The sequence below is a fragment of the Petrimonas sulfuriphila genome, from assembly GCA_038561985.1.
Lineage (GTDB): Bacteria > Bacteroidota > Bacteroidia > Bacteroidales > Dysgonomonadaceae > Petrimonas > Petrimonas sulfuriphila.
Genome location: CP073276.1, coordinates 2114565 through 2130873, shown reverse-complemented (window position 1 = coordinate 2130873; position 16309 = coordinate 2114565). Strand labels below are relative to the sequence as shown.

At 44.9% G+C, this 16309-nt stretch carries 17 protein-coding genes and 1 tRNA gene; 5 read left to right on the top strand and 13 right to left on the bottom strand.

From position 1 onward, the window contains the following. Positions 1-110: 110 nt before the first annotated feature. Positions 111-195 (bottom strand) — tRNA-Ser (locus tag KCV26_08870). A 147-nt stretch (positions 196-342) separates the two neighbouring features. On the opposite strand from KCV26_08870, the gene KCV26_08865 reads away from it, so the two are divergent. After that, positions 343-1650: a DEAD/DEAH box helicase gene (locus tag KCV26_08865; protein ID WZX35446.1), complete on the top strand. Its 1308-nt coding sequence runs from the start codon at positions 343-345 to the stop codon at positions 1648-1650. Between the two features lie 16 nt (positions 1651-1666). Here KCV26_08865 and KCV26_08860 read toward each other — a convergent pair whose 3' ends face one another. The 6 genes from KCV26_08860 to KCV26_08835 all read right to left on the bottom strand — a co-directional run bounded on the left by KCV26_08860 (position 1667) and on the right by KCV26_08835 (position 5903). Further along, positions 1667-2227 (bottom strand): 2-oxoacid:acceptor oxidoreductase family protein, encoded by a 561-nt coding sequence (locus tag KCV26_08860; protein WZX35445.1) that lies wholly within the window; start codon positions 2225-2227, stop codon positions 1667-1669. A gap of 10 nt (positions 2228-2237) precedes the next feature. Next, entirely contained in the window at positions 2238-2999 is a 762-nt protein-coding gene (locus tag KCV26_08855) for a 2-oxoglutarate oxidoreductase (protein ID WZX35444.1), read from the bottom strand. Positions 3000-3179: 180 nt separating this feature from the next. After that, positions 3180-4262: a 3-methyl-2-oxobutanoate dehydrogenase subunit VorB gene (locus tag KCV26_08850; protein WZX35443.1), complete on the bottom strand. Its 1083-nt coding sequence runs from the start codon at positions 4260-4262 to the stop codon at positions 3180-3182. A 62-nt stretch (positions 4263-4324) separates the two neighbouring features. Continuing rightward, entirely contained in the window at positions 4325-4558 is a 234-nt protein-coding gene (locus tag KCV26_08845; GenBank protein WZX35442.1) for a 4Fe-4S dicluster domain-containing protein, read from the bottom strand. A 240-nt stretch (positions 4559-4798) separates the two neighbouring features. Then, entirely contained in the window at positions 4799-5320 is a 522-nt protein-coding gene (locus KCV26_08840) for an HAD hydrolase family protein (protein ID WZX35441.1), read from the bottom strand. A gap of 49 nt (positions 5321-5369) precedes the next feature. After that, entirely contained in the window at positions 5370-5903 is a 534-nt protein-coding gene (locus KCV26_08835) for a nitroreductase family protein (protein WZX35440.1), read from the bottom strand. A gap of 235 nt (positions 5904-6138) precedes the next feature. Between KCV26_08835 and KCV26_08830 the strand changes: the two genes are divergently transcribed. Together KCV26_08830 and KCV26_08825 are read left to right on the top strand one after the other, a co-directional pair. Further along, complete coding sequence (locus KCV26_08830; GenBank protein WZX35439.1) at positions 6139-6804, top strand: hypothetical protein; 666 nt, start codon at positions 6139-6141, stop codon at positions 6802-6804. Continuing rightward, positions 6801-7409 carry a response regulator transcription factor gene (locus KCV26_08825; GenBank protein WZX35438.1) on the top strand — a complete coding sequence of 203 codons (609 nt, stop codon included), beginning with the start codon at positions 6801-6803 and terminating at the stop codon, positions 7407-7409. The genes KCV26_08830 and KCV26_08825 overlap by 4 nt, the downstream gene beginning before the upstream one ends. A gap of 4 nt (positions 7410-7413) precedes the next feature. On the opposite strand, the gene KCV26_08820 is transcribed toward KCV26_08825, so the two are convergent. Both KCV26_08820 and KCV26_08815 read right to left on the bottom strand, forming a co-directional pair. After that, on the bottom strand, positions 7414-7941 hold the full coding sequence (locus KCV26_08820) for a hypothetical protein (protein ID WZX35437.1): 528 nt from the start codon (positions 7939-7941) through the stop codon (positions 7414-7416). Between the two features lie 18 nt (positions 7942-7959). Then, positions 7960-10371, bottom strand: coding sequence for a TonB-dependent receptor (locus tag KCV26_08815; protein WZX35436.1), 2412 nt, complete (start codon positions 10369-10371; stop codon positions 7960-7962). A gap of 403 nt (positions 10372-10774) precedes the next feature. Here KCV26_08815 and sucC point away from each other — a divergent pair, with 403 nt between their 5' ends. Beyond that, positions 10775-11908, top strand: coding sequence for an ADP-forming succinate--CoA ligase subunit beta (sucC, locus tag KCV26_08810; protein WZX35435.1), 1134 nt, complete (start codon positions 10775-10777; stop codon positions 11906-11908). Between the two features lie 32 nt (positions 11909-11940). After that, a complete protein-coding gene (sucD, locus tag KCV26_08805) occupies positions 11941-12807 on the top strand; it encodes a succinate--CoA ligase subunit alpha (protein ID WZX35434.1) in 867 nt (288 codons plus the stop codon). Here sucD and KCV26_08800 read toward each other — a convergent pair. The 4 genes from KCV26_08800 to ftsY are packed head-to-tail and all read right to left on the bottom strand — an operon-like array spanning position 12802 to position 16220. Then, positions 12802-13695, bottom strand: a complete 894-nt coding sequence (locus KCV26_08800; GenBank protein ID WZX35433.1) for an HU family DNA-binding protein — start codon at positions 13693-13695, stop codon at positions 12802-12804. The genes sucD and KCV26_08800 overlap by 6 nt on opposite strands. Next, entirely contained in the window at positions 13685-13978 is a 294-nt protein-coding gene (locus KCV26_08795) for an HU family DNA-binding protein (protein ID WZX35432.1), read from the bottom strand. The genes KCV26_08800 and KCV26_08795 overlap by 11 nt, the downstream gene beginning before the upstream one ends. Further along, positions 13975-15270, bottom strand: a complete 1296-nt coding sequence (gene rimO / locus KCV26_08790) for a 30S ribosomal protein S12 methylthiotransferase RimO (GenBank protein ID WZX35431.1) — start codon at positions 15268-15270, stop codon at positions 13975-13977. The genes KCV26_08795 and rimO overlap by 4 nt, the downstream gene beginning before the upstream one ends. Further along, complete coding sequence (gene ftsY / locus KCV26_08785; protein ID WZX35430.1) at positions 15267-16220, bottom strand: signal recognition particle-docking protein FtsY; 954 nt, start codon at positions 16218-16220, stop codon at positions 15267-15269. Before ftsY ends, rimO begins: the two co-directional genes overlap by 4 nt. Positions 16221-16309 lie beyond the last annotated feature (89 nt).

Genomic DNA, 16309 nt, shown 5'->3' with positions numbered 1-16309 from the left:
GCAAAAGGAAAGAATTGTTTGAATAGCTACAAAAAAACACACAGTCAACGCAATAGTGTGCGTAAAACTGTGCGTAAATTTCGCAAATCATTGATTTACAATGTATATTGCGGAGAGAGAGGGATTCGAACCCCCGGAAGCTCTCACTTCAACGGTTTTCAAGACCGCCGCGATCGACCACTCTGCCATCTCTCCTTGCTTTTTGTTCAAAAAGCGAGTGCAAAGGTATAATTATTTTCGAAAACAAAAAAGGTTACATCAAAATTTATTTCACAGAACGGCGGTCTCTCGTATAAAAAAGGAAAATAAACACTATCTTTGCTGAAATTTTAGAAATTAGAAATGTTATTTACCGAACTTCCACTGTGCGATGCCCTTCAAGACGGGTTACAGGCAATGAACTTCAAAGAAACTACACCTGTCCAGGAGCAAGCCATACCCGTTATTCTCCGGAAAAAAGATGTTATCGCCTGTGCACAGACGGGAACAGGTAAAACAGCTGCCTTTCTGCTTCCGTTGCTGAACAACCTGCAGACCGAGCCGCACGAACATCATAAGGTAAACGCCATTATCATGGCACCTACCCGTGAGTTGGCGCAACAAATCGATCAGCAGATGGAAGGATTTTCGTACTTCACACCGTTCTCATCGGTAGCCGTTTACGGTGGCAACGATGGGGATGCCTGGGAGGTACAGAAAAAAGGGCTGCTTAGTGGTGCCGATGTGGTGATTGCCACGCCGGGCAGATTGCTGTCGCACATCAACCTGTATAACATTGACTTTTCAGGCGTGAAGTATTTTATTCTGGATGAAGCTGACCGGATGCTCGATATGGGTTTCTTCGACGACATTATGAAGATTGAAAAATTGTTACCGAAAGATCGCCAAACGATCATGTTTTCAGCAACAATGCCCCCAAAGATCCAACAACTGGCAAAAACTATTTTACACTACCCCGAGGAGATTACCATCGCTGTGGCGCGTCCGCCCGAAACCATTTTGCAAACAGCCTATATTTGCTATGAATCGCAGAAAATTGAGATCGTTAAACAGTTGTTCTCCGACAAAAAGCCCAACAAAGTAATCCTTTTTTCAGGAAAGAAACAAAAAGTCAAGGAAATTGCCAAAACGCTTCGTAAAATGGGACTGTCTGCTGACGCCATGCATTCTGATCTGGAACAGACAGAACGCAATTCAGTCATGCACGAATTCCGCAACGAAAGAGTGGATATTCTGGTTGCTACCGACATCGTTTCACGGGGTATCGATATCGATGACATATCACTTATCATAAACTTTGATGTACCCTACGATGCAGAGGATTATGTTCATCGCATCGGACGTACGGCACGCGCAGGAGATTCGGGAATGGCCATAACGTTTGTCTCGCCCGACGAACAACTTCGTTTTTCAAGGATCGAGAAGTTTCTACAAAAAAACATCTACAAAATACCCGTTCCCCCGGAGTTGGGTGACGTTCCCGAATACAATCCCGAAAAACGGCGAAAAGAGGGCAGAAAACATTCTGATAAACCTCAAAGAGGCATAGGGAAAAAACGCACCCAGGAATCAACGGAGAAAAAGGCACAAAAAAAGACTTCTAAAAAAACACAAAGCCGGCCTGACAAAAATAATCAAACCGGCTCCTGATTTCGATATTACAGGATTACAGGCAATCTGCTTCCTGCTCCAACTCAATGATATCCATTCCTTTCATAATGGCTTCTTCATTCATTGGCAAAAGCTTATGATGACGTTCAGGCAACGTTTTCTTTAACCCTTCCATAACGTTTGCCAACTGAACCATGGGTGATATCTTAAGTAATCCGCCCAATACAATCATATTGAACACCTTTGTGTTGTTCATTTTCATGGATTCGTCCATAGCCTTAATCCGGTAAACGTTGATATCCTTACGCCTGGCTTTATGGCGAATTCCGTAATCGTCGTATATAAGTGCTCCGCCCGGTTTTATCTTTTCTTCAAACTTATCCAGCGAAGGCTGATTCAACACGATGGCCACGTCGTACTGGTTAACGACCGGTGAACTGATGGGTTTATCACTGATAATAACGGTTACATTGGCCGTTCCTCCACGTTGTTCGGGCCCGTAAGCCGGGAACCAGGACACCTCTTTGTCTTCCATAATACCGGAAAAAGCAAGAATTTTACCCATCGATAAAACTCCCTGGCCGCCAAATCCCGAAATAACAATTTCTTGCAACATATTTTTCAAGTTAAATATTCTTTAAATCTCCTATTGGAAACACCGGAAACATATTCTCGGCCATCCAGTCGTTGGCTTCGGCAGGCGTCATTTTCCATCCGGAGCTACAGGTTGATACAACCTCAACGATGGAGGTTCCCTTACCGGCCATAGCATTTTCGAAAGCCAGCTTTATCATCCTCTTGGCTTTCTTGACCGCTGCTGCGGTATGAACGCTTACGCGGGTGGCCAAACAGACACCATCGAGCAATGCCAGCAAATTGAGTATTTTAAGTGGGCTACCCATGGTTTGCACATCACGTCCGTCCGGGCTGGTGGAGGTTACCATCTTACTGAGTGTTGTCGGCGCCATTTGTCCGCCAGTCATCCCATATATTCCGTTATTGATGAAAATAATAGCGATATTCTCCCCACGGTTGGCAGCGTGGATGGTTTCTGCAGTACCTATAGCTGCCAGGTCGCCGTCCCCCTGATAGGTAAACACCATTTTGTCGGGATTCAGCCGTTTTGCTGCAGTTGCTAAAGCGGGCGCACGTCCGTGAGCGGCTTCCTGCCAGTCGATATCCAGGTATTTGTATGCGAAAACCGCACATCCAACCGGGGCAATTCCGATCGTCTTTTCCTGTAGGTCGAGTTCTTTAATAACTTCGGCAATGGTTTTGTGAACAACACCGTGCGAACAGCCGGGGCAATAGTGCATATGGTTGTCGTTCATGATTTCCGGTTTGGCGTAAACCAAGTTTTCGGGGCTAACTATACTGTTTATATCCATAATTTTATCTTTTTGAAAATCTGTATAAAAAATAACAAACAACGGCGCAAGCCCCTGTAATCCACGTAAGTTTCATGTTTTGGCCAGAAACGAAATAAACGACTATTGTTGCTAAGAAGAAAAGCAAAAACAGCATCGAAAATAATTGTTGTAATTTTGGGCTCACGGCTGTACGTTTTTTTATTTTACTATTTTTTCCTTTAATGCATCCAATACTCCGTCGGGAGTAGGAACGATTCCACCCAGACGTCCGTAATGCTCAACGGGTACTTTCCCGTTTACGGCCAATCGCACATCTTCCACCATTTGTCCGGCATTGAGTTCCACAGTCAGCATACCTTTCACCTTATCGGCATATGTATTGAGTATGTTGCTTGGGAAAGGCCACAACGTTATGGGGCGGAGAAGCCCAATCTTTATGCCCTCCTTCCTAGCCATATCTATGGTTTTAAGACAGATACGGGCTGCCGAACCGAAGGCAACCAGCAAATAGTCGGCATCCTCGCATGCAGTCTCCTGATAACGAACCTCTTCCTGTTCAATTACCCTATATTTTGCCTGAAAACGCTCGTTGTTTTTTTCCATGAGAGCTGCATCCAACTCCAGTGAAGTTATGATATTGGGGCCTCTGTCTTTTGTTTTTCCAAGTGTTGCCCACGGACACTGTTCGCGAATTTCCTGTTCGGTACGGCGACGCCGGTACTCCGGAAGTTTCACTTTCTCCATCATTTGCCCGATAACACCGTCGGTCAGTATCATGGCCGGATTACGGTATTTGAACGCCAGATCAAAACCCAACGATACAAAGTCTGCCATTTCCTGAACGGAATTGGGAGCCAGCGTGATTAGCCTGTAGTCACCGTGCCCCCCGCCCTTTACGGTTTGAAAATAATCAGACTGTGAAGGTTGAATTGTGCCTAATCCCGGTCCGCCACGCTGTACATTTACGATAAGACAGGGCAACTCCGCGCCGGCAAGGTAGGAAATTCCTTCCTGCTTAAGGCTGATTCCCGGACTCGAGGAAGAGGTCATGGAATATTTTCCGCAAGCGGCACCACCGTATACCATGTTGATGGCCGCTACTTCACTTTCAGCTTGTAGGACAACCATCCCTGTAGTTTTCCATGGAGCGGCCTCCATAAGTGTTTCTATAATTTCGGATTGTGGGGTAATGGGATAACCGAAGTATCCGTCTACACCGTAGCGGATTGCCGCATAAGCAACAGCTTCGTTTCCCTTCATTAATGTTACATCTTCTGTCATAATTTAAATTCAGTTTTTTTGATCTCCTAATGAGTATTAGACTTAAAAAACAAAACGTTCACTTATTTATCCAATCGTTTACGATAAACGGTTAAACATCCTTCGGGACAAACGGTTCCGCAGTTAAAGCAACCGATGCACTCTTCCGGGTTTTTCATGTAAACGTAATGATAGCCGCGATCATTCACTTCCCGCGGTTGTAATTCCAACACGTCCGTAGGACATGACACAACGCAAAGATTGCAACCCTTGCAACGTTGCGTATTAACAACTACATAACCTTGTACTTTTGCCATTTTATTTATTTGTGGTTTTTGTTGGTTTTTGCAAAATTAGTCGATGTTTCAAATGTTTTCAACTTTTCTGTGTTAAATATTTCCTTTAAGTATTTTAATACTATCCTGGTAAAGAGCCGGATTATAATTAAACCTCATCTATTCGCGACAAAAAAGTATAAATTTTATCAAAAAACTGGAAACAAGAACCGAACCAACATAAAAAAGTTCGAAATATAACTTGGGTAAATATTTAATTTTTCACCAAAAGAACGCGTCGTTCACCATCCATTTGCCCTGGACTTTCATCACTTGTTCAATGACATCACGGGCAACTCCTTCACCACCCTTGACGGGTGAAACGTAAATGGAAATATCCTTAATTTCAGGACAAGCATCTGCAGGAGCCACCGGTAAACCCACTTTTTTCATGACCAAATAATCGATAATGTCGTCGCCCACATAGATGATCTCTTCCGGGTCGAAGCCGGTTTTATCCATATATTCCTTCAACTGTTCGGTTTTATCGTACGATTTCAGGTAGATGTGCCTTACACCGAGTGACTCCAGGCGGCGGCGGACAATTTCCGAACGTCCTCCGGTTATCACTGCTACATCCAGTCCAGAACGTATCGCGTGATGAATGGCATAACCGTCCCGCACGTTGGTTGACCGCATCGGCTGGCCGTCTTCGGCAAGCGTTACGGTTTGACAGGACAAGACTCCGTCCACATCGAAGATAAACGACTTAATTTTGGTAAGATCGTAATTAATTGCGCTCATGCAAATTTATAAATTTTTAGACATTTAGATTTATAGATTCGGTGCACTGTCAAAACGTATACTTTCCCAGATGCACCTTTTCCCACAACAACTGATCGCCATTGTTGGGAGAACGGGGTTTTTCTTTTTTCCCGAAAGAAATGACACAGAGCACTTCCAGCGGCATAGGGACATCGAGTATCCCGTTAATGTATTCTCCGGAAGTGATTGTTTCAGAAAAGTCACGGTTCCTGACCTGTACCCAGCAACTGCCGATCCCCAGTTCTTCGGCCTGTAACTGCATATTGATGGCAGCGATAGAGGCATCTTCAATCCAAGCATCGGTTTCAAGCGGATTTCCAAGAACCACAACCGCCAGTGCCGCATCTGCAATAAAAGCAGCGCTCTGAGCCTTGCACCTGGAAAGTTTTGCAAGCATCTCCCGGTCTTCCACGACCACAAACTCCCAGGAATGTTTGTTTTTGGAGGTGGGTGAAAGCAACGCTGCTTCCAGGATAAGTTGAACAGCATCTCCCGCCAAGGGTCCATCCGCATATTTCCGGTAACTTCTCCGATTGATCAGAAGTGTGTTAAAGTCTTGCATAGTTCCTATTTCTTTCGACACACAAAAATAGCCATAAAAATTAAGACAACACAGCCGCAAACAGGAAAAATGTTTCGGTTGTAAAAAAAGCAAGAAAGCTCCTGAAATCAAGGGTGGTGAAAATTCTCATGCGTTAATCATTTTTAATTAGAATCAATCTAAACAAAAACAGTTATCTTTGTATCCAAAACTACTTTCTATGTATCACGTTTGCCGAACATATATAAAACCGGGGATGAAATTGTTTGACTTAATCGAGGAAAACCCTTCGCTTTTGCTGGTAATGCAGCATTTCAATTTCGATTTTCGGGTAGGCGATTTCACCATCAGCCAATTATGCAAAGAGAAAGGAATCAGTGAGAAACTGTTTATATCGATTGCCAACCTGTACAACGGCTTCAAACCCAAAGAAAATCCCATTGATTCCGTTGACGATGTAAAGCAGATTGTACGCTTTTTGAAAAACAGTCACGACTATTACCGCAACGATAAATATCCGCAAATAAGTGCCTACATAATGCAGCTGCAGAAAAACCATCCTGAAAAGGAATTAAAGTTGCTGGAGCAGTTTTTTAACGAATACTTTGCTGAGGTTATCGACCACCTGGACTACGAGGACAATGTGGCTTTTCCGTATTTTATCGAGTTCCTGGGCAACAGGGATAATCTGGAGAGCAATGCATACTCGGCCCAGGAATACAGCGAACACCACACCGATATAGAGCTGAAAATAAAAGACATAAAAAACTTATTGTTGAAATACGTAGTAATCAACGACGACCTGAACTTACGCCGTAAACTGCTTTTCTCTTTGTGTGAATTGGAGTACGACCTCTATATCCACTCATTGATTGAGGAAACCATTTTAATTCCTTTCGGATACAATATGGAGAAAGCATGAACAGACACCGGTTACATATCGCCATCATGGTGCATTCGCAGATTATTTACGAAGGATTACACGCGGTACTTTCTCAATCGGATATTGACTGCGTAATCTGTAAAGTGGATTCACTGGACGATTTGGAAAATATTCTCCCTTCAAAAAAGGTAGATTTATTGATTATCAACCCTCTACTATTGGTGAACAGGGAGAAGGACGTAAGAAGGATCCGGAAAAATCACCCCAATTTCTCCATCGTTGGAATTCACTTAGGCATTGTCGATAACCATTCACTGGCGCTGCTCGATTCGTCTTTTACCATTTTCGACACATTGGAGCAGGTTTTGTCCAGGTTACAAAAAACGGGAACCAACAGTGAATTGAAATTCCCGTCAAACGATGATAACCTGACTGAAAGAGAACTTGATGTACTTACCCAATTGGTTCACGGTTACTCCAACAAGGAAATTGCCGACTCGCTCAACATCAGTATCCATACGGTAGTTACCCACCGGAAAAACATAACAGCCAAAACCGGCATACGGAGCCAGTCGGGATTAACCATATACGCTATCTCCAAAAAAATTATTCAAATCGAGGATGTTGACCTGCAAAGCCATTGAGTCGTCACACCAACGCCACAATCGCCACCGTAATAACAATGCTTAATGCAATCATCGCTATTCCCCTCCGGCTTTTCCGGCTTCCGAACTTAAACATAAACAACGAGGAAACCGCAAGGAAACAAAGCATAAATCCGTAAACAAGAGACAGCACGGACACTCTATGCGTTCCGGTAATCTTGTGCAAATCCACCAACTTGTCAAACGGAGAGATATACACTTTGCGCGTTACGACTGATTTTCCGGTAGCAGCATGGTAAAAACCTTCCTTGAAATAAATTGTTTCCCCTTCTTCCCTTTCCACTTTAAAATTCCGAATACGGAGCTGTTGTCCCAAATCATTCCCCGAAAGATTCGTTGCCAGTTGCTTTTCCTCTACTTTCTCCGTCTTCAGCAAGTCGGTATTCCGATAAATAAGCAAAATTCCCGAAAGCGCATAAACAAGGGTCAACCCGATGGTTAGAAATCCGATATCGCGATGTAATACCCGCATGATGTGATAAATGTTCTGCTTTTTCTTTTGAGTTTCCATTTTTTTCTACCTTAGCTGTTAAAACTGATAATTCAGCGCCACCGCAACATTCCTAGGATCTGTCGGATTGAGGTAGCCACCGCGATAATATGCTGTGTAGCCCGTGGAATCGAACAGATTGTTCATAAACACCCGGATGCGGTAATTTCTAAACCGGTAACCTACCTGCGCATTCACGGTAGTATATGCATCTGCGAGAAATGGACGCGTGTTTGCCTGCACAGCGTGTCCAGGCACAACGCGATAGGTATATTCGGCCAGCGGGCGTTGGCCCACGTAATACATGCCCAAGCCAAAGGAAAGATTGCATAAGACGCCATCAAAAATACTATAATTTACCCATCCGTTGGCAGTATTCTTGGCGGTGTTCATCGGAGCAGACCCTGCGTGATAATAGGGGCTGTCGTGATAAGCGGCGTCCAGGTAGGAATAGCCCGCCACGACATCCAGGTTTTTCAGCAAACGCCCTGTAAGTTCCAGCTCCACACCTTCCCTCTTCAGATTTCCGGCTTTCATGTAGTAACCCGTGTTCTGTCCGGCATCGTTAAGCAACGAATAGGTCAGGTTGTTGTTCTGGATGTGGAAATAGGTCGCATTGAAACGAAGGCGGTTGTCAAGCCACTCCGTTTTCAGCCCCACTTCAACCTGCTTTTCACGCGTGGGGCCGACGGGCGTAACACGATCCTCAAGAAGGTTTGCGGCGCCACGCAACGATGTAGTTGTCGTATACGATGCAAAAAGGTTGAAATTTTCGTACGGTGTAACGATGATGCCAAACAGCGGATCCCACACATCACCGCCAGTAGACGAGACAACGTTGTCGCTCAATCCGTTCACCTGGCTATATCGTAATCCTAGCGACACTTTCAGATAACGGTTAAACGTCATTACTTCCTGCAACAGTAAACCGTAGGAGTAGGATTGCGACGTGGACGGATCGCTATCCTTAAGCACGACATTGGGCATGACATTGGGAATAGCTTGCAGCACGTCGATCGTGTCTACGGTAACGGAATTGGTGCTGACAGTGGAAACATCCGACCAGCGATAATCGAACCCTACGTTAAACGTATGCTTCACAGAGCCGGTTTGAATATCTTTACCAATGAGGTCTGCCTGAAAGACTCCGTTCTTGTCGCTTCGCTGTCCGCCGCTGTAATTTCTCGATCGCAGGTTGTACTTACCTGTTGTGCCCGCAGATCGCAATGCCGAAACATGGCCCCGGACGGAACGCGAGTTCAGGTCGGCACCGGCATACGCCACACGCACGCTGAAACCGTTTCCAAGTTCGCGCGTGAGGTGCGCCATGTATGTCAGGGTGTTGGTAAACTGACGGTCGCTTGAAAAACCCAGGAACTTATCGGCCGGCATTTTGTAGATATTGTTCACACTGTCGGCACTCAGGTTCACGGTTCCCTGGTCCGGGGTACGCGAATCGTGCAGGTAATCCATTTCAAGCACAATGTTGGTTTTTTCGTCAGGTCTCCACGCAAATGACGGATTCACGTAAAAGCGGTCTTTCGAGACATGTACACGGTAATTATCCGCCCGTTCATACGCTCCGTTGATGCGGAAAGCGGCATGTCCGTGCACATCCAACACACGCTGGATATCAAACGTGGGGCGAACCTGTCCCCAACTGCCGATACGCAAGCCCAGGTTCCCGGAATTGACAAAACGGGGTGTTTTGGTAGCAACGTTCACTACCCCCCCTGCCGAACCAATATCGTTCCCGATGCCTTGCGCAATGGCGGCAGAACCGCGCAACACCTGCACGGTTTCAACCCCCTGCATGTCCGAAAGAAAACCCTGCCCACGAAAATCGGAATGGATGCGCACCCCGTTTTTCACCACGGGGATCCCCCGATAACCACGCGAAGTAATGCTTTCCGATGTATTGCCGTAAGTGGCAAAAGTCCCCAGTCCGGGTGCATTTCGCACAGCATCGTTGAGCGTCATCGCGCCTTGTTCGGCAATCATTTTTTGCGATATCACAGATACACTTTGCACCTGCTCGTCCAACCTAAGCGGTATACGCGTGAGCGCTTCCATTTTTTCGGGACGTTCGCGCCGCCCCCCAAACACTTCCACTTCCACCAACATCCGTTCATCGGGTTTCAGGTTGAAATTTTCTCTTCGGGTTTGCTCTCCCCGTTTAAAATCTATTTCTTTCGTAAGCGGTTTATAACCCATATAACTCACCATAATCCGGTGTCGTCCGCCGGAAATATGCTCGATACGGTAATCCCCCGACGCGTTAGTATCGTCTCCGACGCCCAATTCTTCAATATAAACGGTTGCCCCCACTAACTCATTGTTGTTTTCATCCGTTATTTTCCCCGTCAACACATGGTGACCGCGTTGGGAAAAAACAACCATCGTGCTTATCAGCATTCCGGCAATTATTGAGTATATTATTTTTTTATTCATCTTTTTTCTTCTTGATTTTTCAGAGCACAAAGGAAGAGCAAAATCACGCTTCGCACAATCCCATAAATCAGGGATATTTCGATAAACAGAATACCTAAAAAAAGTGATTATCTCACGCGAGCTATCACAGTACTTCTGTATCAAAGTTCTATCAGAAAAAATTGAATCTAATGAAATTCAAAAAAGCTTTCCAACAATACAATAATATACTGATAAACATTTTGTTATTCTATTTTTTTACACTTTTTGCCGGGTACGGGAATTATTTTTCTCTATTTGAGCAAACATTTTACCGCTCTCTCATGTTAAACAACATAATTAAAGTGCCACATATTGTCAGAAAAATCATACAGCTACATCAAAAATCAATCATTCATTAAATATTAGTATAAAATAAAAGCCCATGAAAATTCATGAGTATCAGGCAAGAGAATTATTAGCATCTTACGGATTGCCGGTAGACAAAGCATATATCTGTCGTAACGTTGATGACGCAGTGCGCGCATACCAGGAGCTGGATACTCCGTTAGTGGTTGTAAAAGCGCAGGTCCATACCGGAGGTAGGGGGAAAGCTGGAGGGGTGAAACTCGCCCAAAATGAAATAGAACTCCGCCAACATGTAGCCAACATCTTGTGGATGGATATCAAAGGCTTTATCGTTGACAGGGTGCTTATCGGTAAAGCGGTGAATATTGCTTCGGAATATTATGTAAGCTATGTCATCGACAGGAAATCTAAATCTACCATCCTGATGTTGAGTCGCGAAGGGGGAATGGATATTGAAGAAGTGGCACGCAACACTCCCGAAAAAATCCATAAAATAGTTATCGACCCGCTTATCGGTATACCAGACTACCTGGCACGAGAAGCTGCTTTCAAACTGTTTGACGATATCAAGCTAGTCCGTGAAGCAGCAACAATTTTCCAAAAGCTATACAGGTTGTTCGTGGATACCGACGCATCGCTGGCAGAGATCAACCCTTTGGTGCTCACCGAAGAAGGCCTGATTAAAGCCATCGACGCAAAAATGACTTTCGACGACAATGCCCTTTACCGTCATCCTAAAATTGCGGCTCTTTTTGAACCGACAGAAGAAGAAAAGAAGGAGCAAAACGCTAAAAGCAAAGGTTTCAGCTATGTGCATTTAGGCGGTGAAATAGGTTGTATGGTTAACGGTGCCGGACTGGCCATGGCGACGATGGACATGATAAAACTGTATGGCGGAGAACCAGCTAACTTCCTGGATATCGGTGGAAGCTCAAATCCTACAAAAGTCATTGAAGCCATGAAGCTTTTACTAAGTGACAAGAATGTAAAGGTGGTACTGATCAACATCTTTGGAGGGATTACCCGTTGCGACGATGTAGCCAGAGGATTACTGGAAGCCTTCAGCCAGATAAAAACCGATATTCCTATTGTTATCCGTTTAACCGGAACCAATGAAAAAGAAGGCCGCGCCTTATTGGAAGGCACCGAATTCCACTTGGCGGAAACCATGGGTGAAGCAGGGAAAAAAGCCGTTGAGTTGGCAAATTAAGTTCAGCTTTAAACTTTTAACGTCTAAAAAATATGAGTATTCTAATCGATAAAAATACACGATTAATCGTTCAGGGAATTACCGGACGCGACGGAGGATTTCACACTGCAAAGATGAAAGCATACGGCACCAATATTGTTGGAGGGACATCGCCCGGAAAGGGCGGAGAAAATGTGGAAGGAATCCCTGTTTTTAATACCGTTCGTGAAGCTGTAAAAGAGACAGAAGCCAACACATCGGTAATCTTCGTTCCGGCTCCGTTTGCCAAAGATGCCATGTTGGAGGCTGCCGATGCAGGAGTAAAACTTATTATCTGTATTACCGAAGGTGTCCCTACCCTCGATGTAGTTGAAGCTTACCGCTACATCAACCTAAAGGGTGCCAAACTAATCGGTCCCAATTGTCCGGGTTTAATATCTCCCGATAAAAGTTCAGTGGGCATAATGCCTACCATGATTTTCAAACGGGGGGCAACCGGAGTAATCAGCCGGAGTGGAACACTCACTTACGAAGTCGTTTACAACCTCACCTCCAAAGGGCTGGGACAATCCACTGCCGTAGGTGTAGGCGGAGATCCCATTGTGGGGCTCTATTATCAGGAACTGTTGGAAATGTTTCAAAACGATCCTGAAACCGACTCTATAGCCCTTATCGGCGAAATTGGGGGCGATGCTGAAGAACGCGCTGCTGAATACATCAAAAAGCACGTTACAAAACCGGTAGCCGCGTTCATTGCAGGACAACAGGCTCCTCCCGGAAAACAGATGGGACACGCAGGAGCAATCATCTCCAGCGGTTCGGGTAGTGCCGCTGAAAAAATTGCTGCTTTCGAAGCCGTGGGAGTTCCGGTAGCCAAAGAACCGAGTCAAATACCGGAATTATTGAAGAGCAGGTTATAAAAAATCGTCGCCTAGCACTTTGGCTTTGGCTACAGATTGTGTGTTCGAGGCATCAATGTCATATTCAGAAGAATCAGGAATAATCAGTTCAGTCCCAACGGTAACAACGTTGGGATTTTCTATTTTATCTTTGTTTTTCAGGTAGATATACACCCAAAACTCCCGGTTCCCGAACTTCTCTTCGGCAATCAGTCTGAGGGTTTTACCCTTTTGCACCACCACTTTTTCCAACCTTTCCGGCAGCTCCTGAGTTTTTTCAGCAACAGGAGCCTTGAAAGGATGCAAACTGTCTTTTACCGAAGGGTTTTCAGTTATTGTTGCCGGCTGTGTCCCGGCTTGCCGCTGAATGAAAAAAAAAAGACTTGCCAACGCAATGGCAACGCCTCCCAAAATGGGTATCCAGACAGGAGGAATTTTAGAACGTTTTTGGACATTGGCGGAAGCCATTCTATCCGAGCGAAAAACTTCCTGATAAGCTTCCCTTTTTACTATCGGCTTTTCTTCGGTCAACTCCGTCTTTCCCTCTTCCTCTTCAATCACCTCTTCCACTCCTTCGAATGCGATACCTTCATTCAACAGAATAGACTCAAAATGAGAAAACGGTTTGTTTACAAGCTCTTTTAATGCTGTTGCCGGGAAAAAACTCAACCGGTTATGTGCGGGGATTTCTATCTTTTCGCCGGAATTCACATCAACGCTTTCACGGGCTTGAATCGGAACGAGCTTAAATGTTCCGAAATCTTTGATTTTAACCACTTCGTCTCCGGAAAGAGTTTCCGAGATGAGTTCGAACAACGATTTTAAAAATGCCTCTGACTCTGTACCGGAAACATTGGTTCGCTTAGCCAGCAAATCTGCCAGGTTGGCAAGGGTAATTCTATTTTCCATCTTCTTCCATGGTTTTCAGTTGCTCTTTAATGCCTGATGCCGGTTTAAATGTGGCCACAATAGATGGAGGAACCAGGTACCGCTGTTGGGTCTGAGGATTCACGGAGATACGCTCAGATCTCTTTCTGGTTTCGAAAACTCCAAAATGCGGAATGAAAATTTGTGTATTCTCCGAAAGTTTTTCATTTAGTTCACATACCGTCGCATCCAGCAAATCAGACACCTTCGATTGAGAAAGACCCAGCCGTTGCGCCATCTCTGAAATAAGTTCCTTGTGTGTCATAATGAAACATTTCCTATTAAATCAAACGGCATAGCCGATGTAATCTTCACCTCATAAAATTCACCCGTTCTCAATGGAGATTGTTTTTCAATCAACACTTCCCCATCAACTTCAGGAGAATCGAACTCGGTACGACCCACGTAATAATCGGGATCTTCCCGGTCGATAATTACCTTCAGGGTTTTCCCCACTTTCGATTCGTTAATGGTTACAGCAATAGATTCCTGCACGTCCATCAACACATTCATCCTTTCCTGTTTTAGACCGGGAGGCACGTCGTCCGTATAATTATTATCGCAATAGGTATCCTCTTCGTGCGAGTAAGGGAAAGCTCCTAAACGCTCGAAACGGGTCTCTCTTACAAATTCAAGAAGTTCTTCAAAATCCTGTTCAGTCTCACCCGGATGTCCTACCATCATCGTTGTGCGCAGGTGAATTCCAGGAACTTCCTCCCGAAAACGGGCAATCAGATCAATCGTTTGTTGCTTCGTAATGTTTCGTCTCATTCTCCCCAGCATATTGTCGCTGATGTGTTGCAAGGCAATGTCGAGATAGTTACAAACGTTTTCTCGCTCGCGTATTACGCGGAGTAATTCGATAGGGAAATGTGCCGGATAAGCGTAATGAAGACGAATCCAATCGGCACCTTTGATGTCCGCAACCCGTTCAACCAGTTCGGGCAACCTCATCTGTTTATACCTGTCCAGTCCATAATAGGTAAGGTCTTGCGCGATAAGCTGAAACTCCCGTACGCCTTGCGAAACCAAACGTCGAACTTCTTCTTCAATCTCTTCCAGTGGCCGTGATTTGTACTTACCCGTCATGATGGGGATGGAGCAATAGGAACAGGTGCGGTCGCATCCTTCGGATATTTTCACATAAGCGTAATGCGGCGGAGTTGACAGGGAACGGTCGAACTCAAGGTCTTTATAGTACGATTTACCTAAGTCAGAAATCAGGTTTTTCCAGGCGAATTTGCCGTAAAATTTGTCTACTTCGGGAATTTCGTTCTGCAGTTCATTCATGTACCGCTCCGATAAACATCCCATTACGAAAAGTTTTTTCAGCCTGTTTGTCTTTTTGGCTTCCGCAAATTCCAGGATCATATTGACGGATTCCTCCTTGGCATCGCCAATGAAACCGCACGTATTTATCACAGCTATGTCACCTTTGGGATCTGCAGGATCATGCTCCACCGTGTAACCGTTAGCAACAAGTTGTCGCATTAGTAATTCGGAATCTACCAGGTTTTTAGAACAACCCAGGGTTATGACGTCTATTCTGTTCTTCATTCTCCAAACAACGAATCCACAAATTCTTTCCTTCGGAAAACTTGCAGGTCTTCCATCCCTTCACCCAGCCCTATATATTTTACCGGAATTTTAAATTGATCCGAGATACCAATAACGACTCCACCTTTTGCTGTTCCATCTAGTTTAGTGATAGCCAGAGCCGAGACTTCGGTGGCAGCGGTAAATTGTTTAGCCTGTTCAAACGCGTTTTGCCCGGTGGAACCGTCCAATACCAGAAGGACTTCGTCCGGAGTGCCCGGAACTACTTTACTCATCACGTTTTTAATTTTGGTAAGCTCGTTCATCAGGTTAATCTTGTTGTGCAAACGCCCTGCAGTATCAATGATTACCACATCGGCATCATTTGCTTTTGCCGAACTCAACGTATCAAAAGCCACCGACGCGGGATCGGCACCCATCTTTTGCTTCACCACGGGAACCCCCACACGTTTACCCCAGATATCAAGCTGCTCCACAGCCGCAGCACGGAAAGTATCGGCCGCGCCAAGATATACGGACAACCCATTTTGTTTAAACTGATACGCCAGTTTCCCTATGGTAGTGGTTTTCCCCACTCCGTTCACCCCAACTACCATAATAACGTATGGCTTTTTATTTTCCGGGACGGCAAACTCAACTGTATCACCCGAGTTGTTTTCAGTGAGCAGTTCGGCTATCTCCTCCCGGAGAATTTTTGTAAGTTCATCCGTACTCACATATTTGTCGCGGGCAACACGTCCCTCTATCCGGTCAATTATTTTTAATGTCGTATCAACACCTACATCCGAAGTTACCAATATTTCTTCCAGTTCATCGAGCACATCATCGTCTACTCTCGATTTTCCAGCAACGGCACGGGTTAATCTGGAGAAAATATTTTCCTTGGTTTTTTCCAGTCCCTGATCAAGCGTCTCTTTCTTTTTCTTCGAAAATATTTCGAACAATCCCATAGTTGCGTAATTTTTACTTTTTCAATTTCCCATGCAAGGGCTTATGCGATGCTTCCGCAATATCGTACAAATCTACAAAATAGTCAATA

Coding starts and splice junctions, on each gene's coding strand:
- KCV26_08865 (WZX35446.1), top strand. CDS start 343: ATGTTATTTACCGAACTTCCACTGTGCGATGCCCTTCAAGACGGGTTA.
- KCV26_08860 (WZX35445.1), bottom strand. CDS start 2,227: ATGTTGCAAGAAATTGTTATTTCGGGATTTGGCGGCCAGGGAGTTTTA.
- KCV26_08855 (WZX35444.1), bottom strand. CDS start 2,999: ATGGATATAAACAGTATAGTTAGCCCCGAAAACTTGGTTTACGCCAAA.
- KCV26_08850 (WZX35443.1), bottom strand. CDS start 4,262: ATGACAGAAGATGTAACATTAATGAAGGGAAACGAAGCTGTTGCTTAT.
- KCV26_08845 (WZX35442.1), bottom strand. CDS start 4,558: ATGGCAAAAGTACAAGGTTATGTAGTTGTTAATACGCAACGTTGCAAG.
- KCV26_08840 (WZX35441.1), bottom strand. CDS start 5,320: ATGAGCGCAATTAATTACGATCTTACCAAAATTAAGTCGTTTATCTTC.
- KCV26_08835 (WZX35440.1), bottom strand. CDS start 5,903: ATGCAAGACTTTAACACACTTCTGATCAATCGGAGAAGTTACCGGAAA.
- KCV26_08830 (WZX35439.1), top strand. CDS start 6,139: ATGAAATTGTTTGACTTAATCGAGGAAAACCCTTCGCTTTTGCTGGTA.
- KCV26_08825 (WZX35438.1), top strand. CDS start 6,801: ATGAACAGACACCGGTTACATATCGCCATCATGGTGCATTCGCAGATT.
- KCV26_08820 (WZX35437.1), bottom strand. CDS start 7,941: ATGGAAACTCAAAAGAAAAAGCAGAACATTTATCACATCATGCGGGTA.
- KCV26_08815 (WZX35436.1), bottom strand. CDS start 10,371: ATGAATAAAAAAATAATATACTCAATAATTGCCGGAATGCTGATAAGC.
- sucC (WZX35435.1), top strand. CDS start 10,775: ATGAAAATTCATGAGTATCAGGCAAGAGAATTATTAGCATCTTACGGA.
- sucD (WZX35434.1), top strand. CDS start 11,941: ATGAGTATTCTAATCGATAAAAATACACGATTAATCGTTCAGGGAATT.
- KCV26_08800 (WZX35433.1), bottom strand. CDS start 13,695: ATGGAAAATAGAATTACCCTTGCCAACCTGGCAGATTTGCTGGCTAAG.
- KCV26_08795 (WZX35432.1), bottom strand. CDS start 13,978: ATGACACACAAGGAACTTATTTCAGAGATGGCGCAACGGCTGGGTCTT.
- rimO (WZX35431.1), bottom strand. CDS start 15,270: ATGAAGAACAGAATAGACGTCATAACCCTGGGTTGTTCTAAAAACCTG.
- ftsY (WZX35430.1), bottom strand. CDS start 16,220: ATGGGATTGTTCGAAATATTTTCGAAGAAAAAGAAAGAGACGCTTGAT.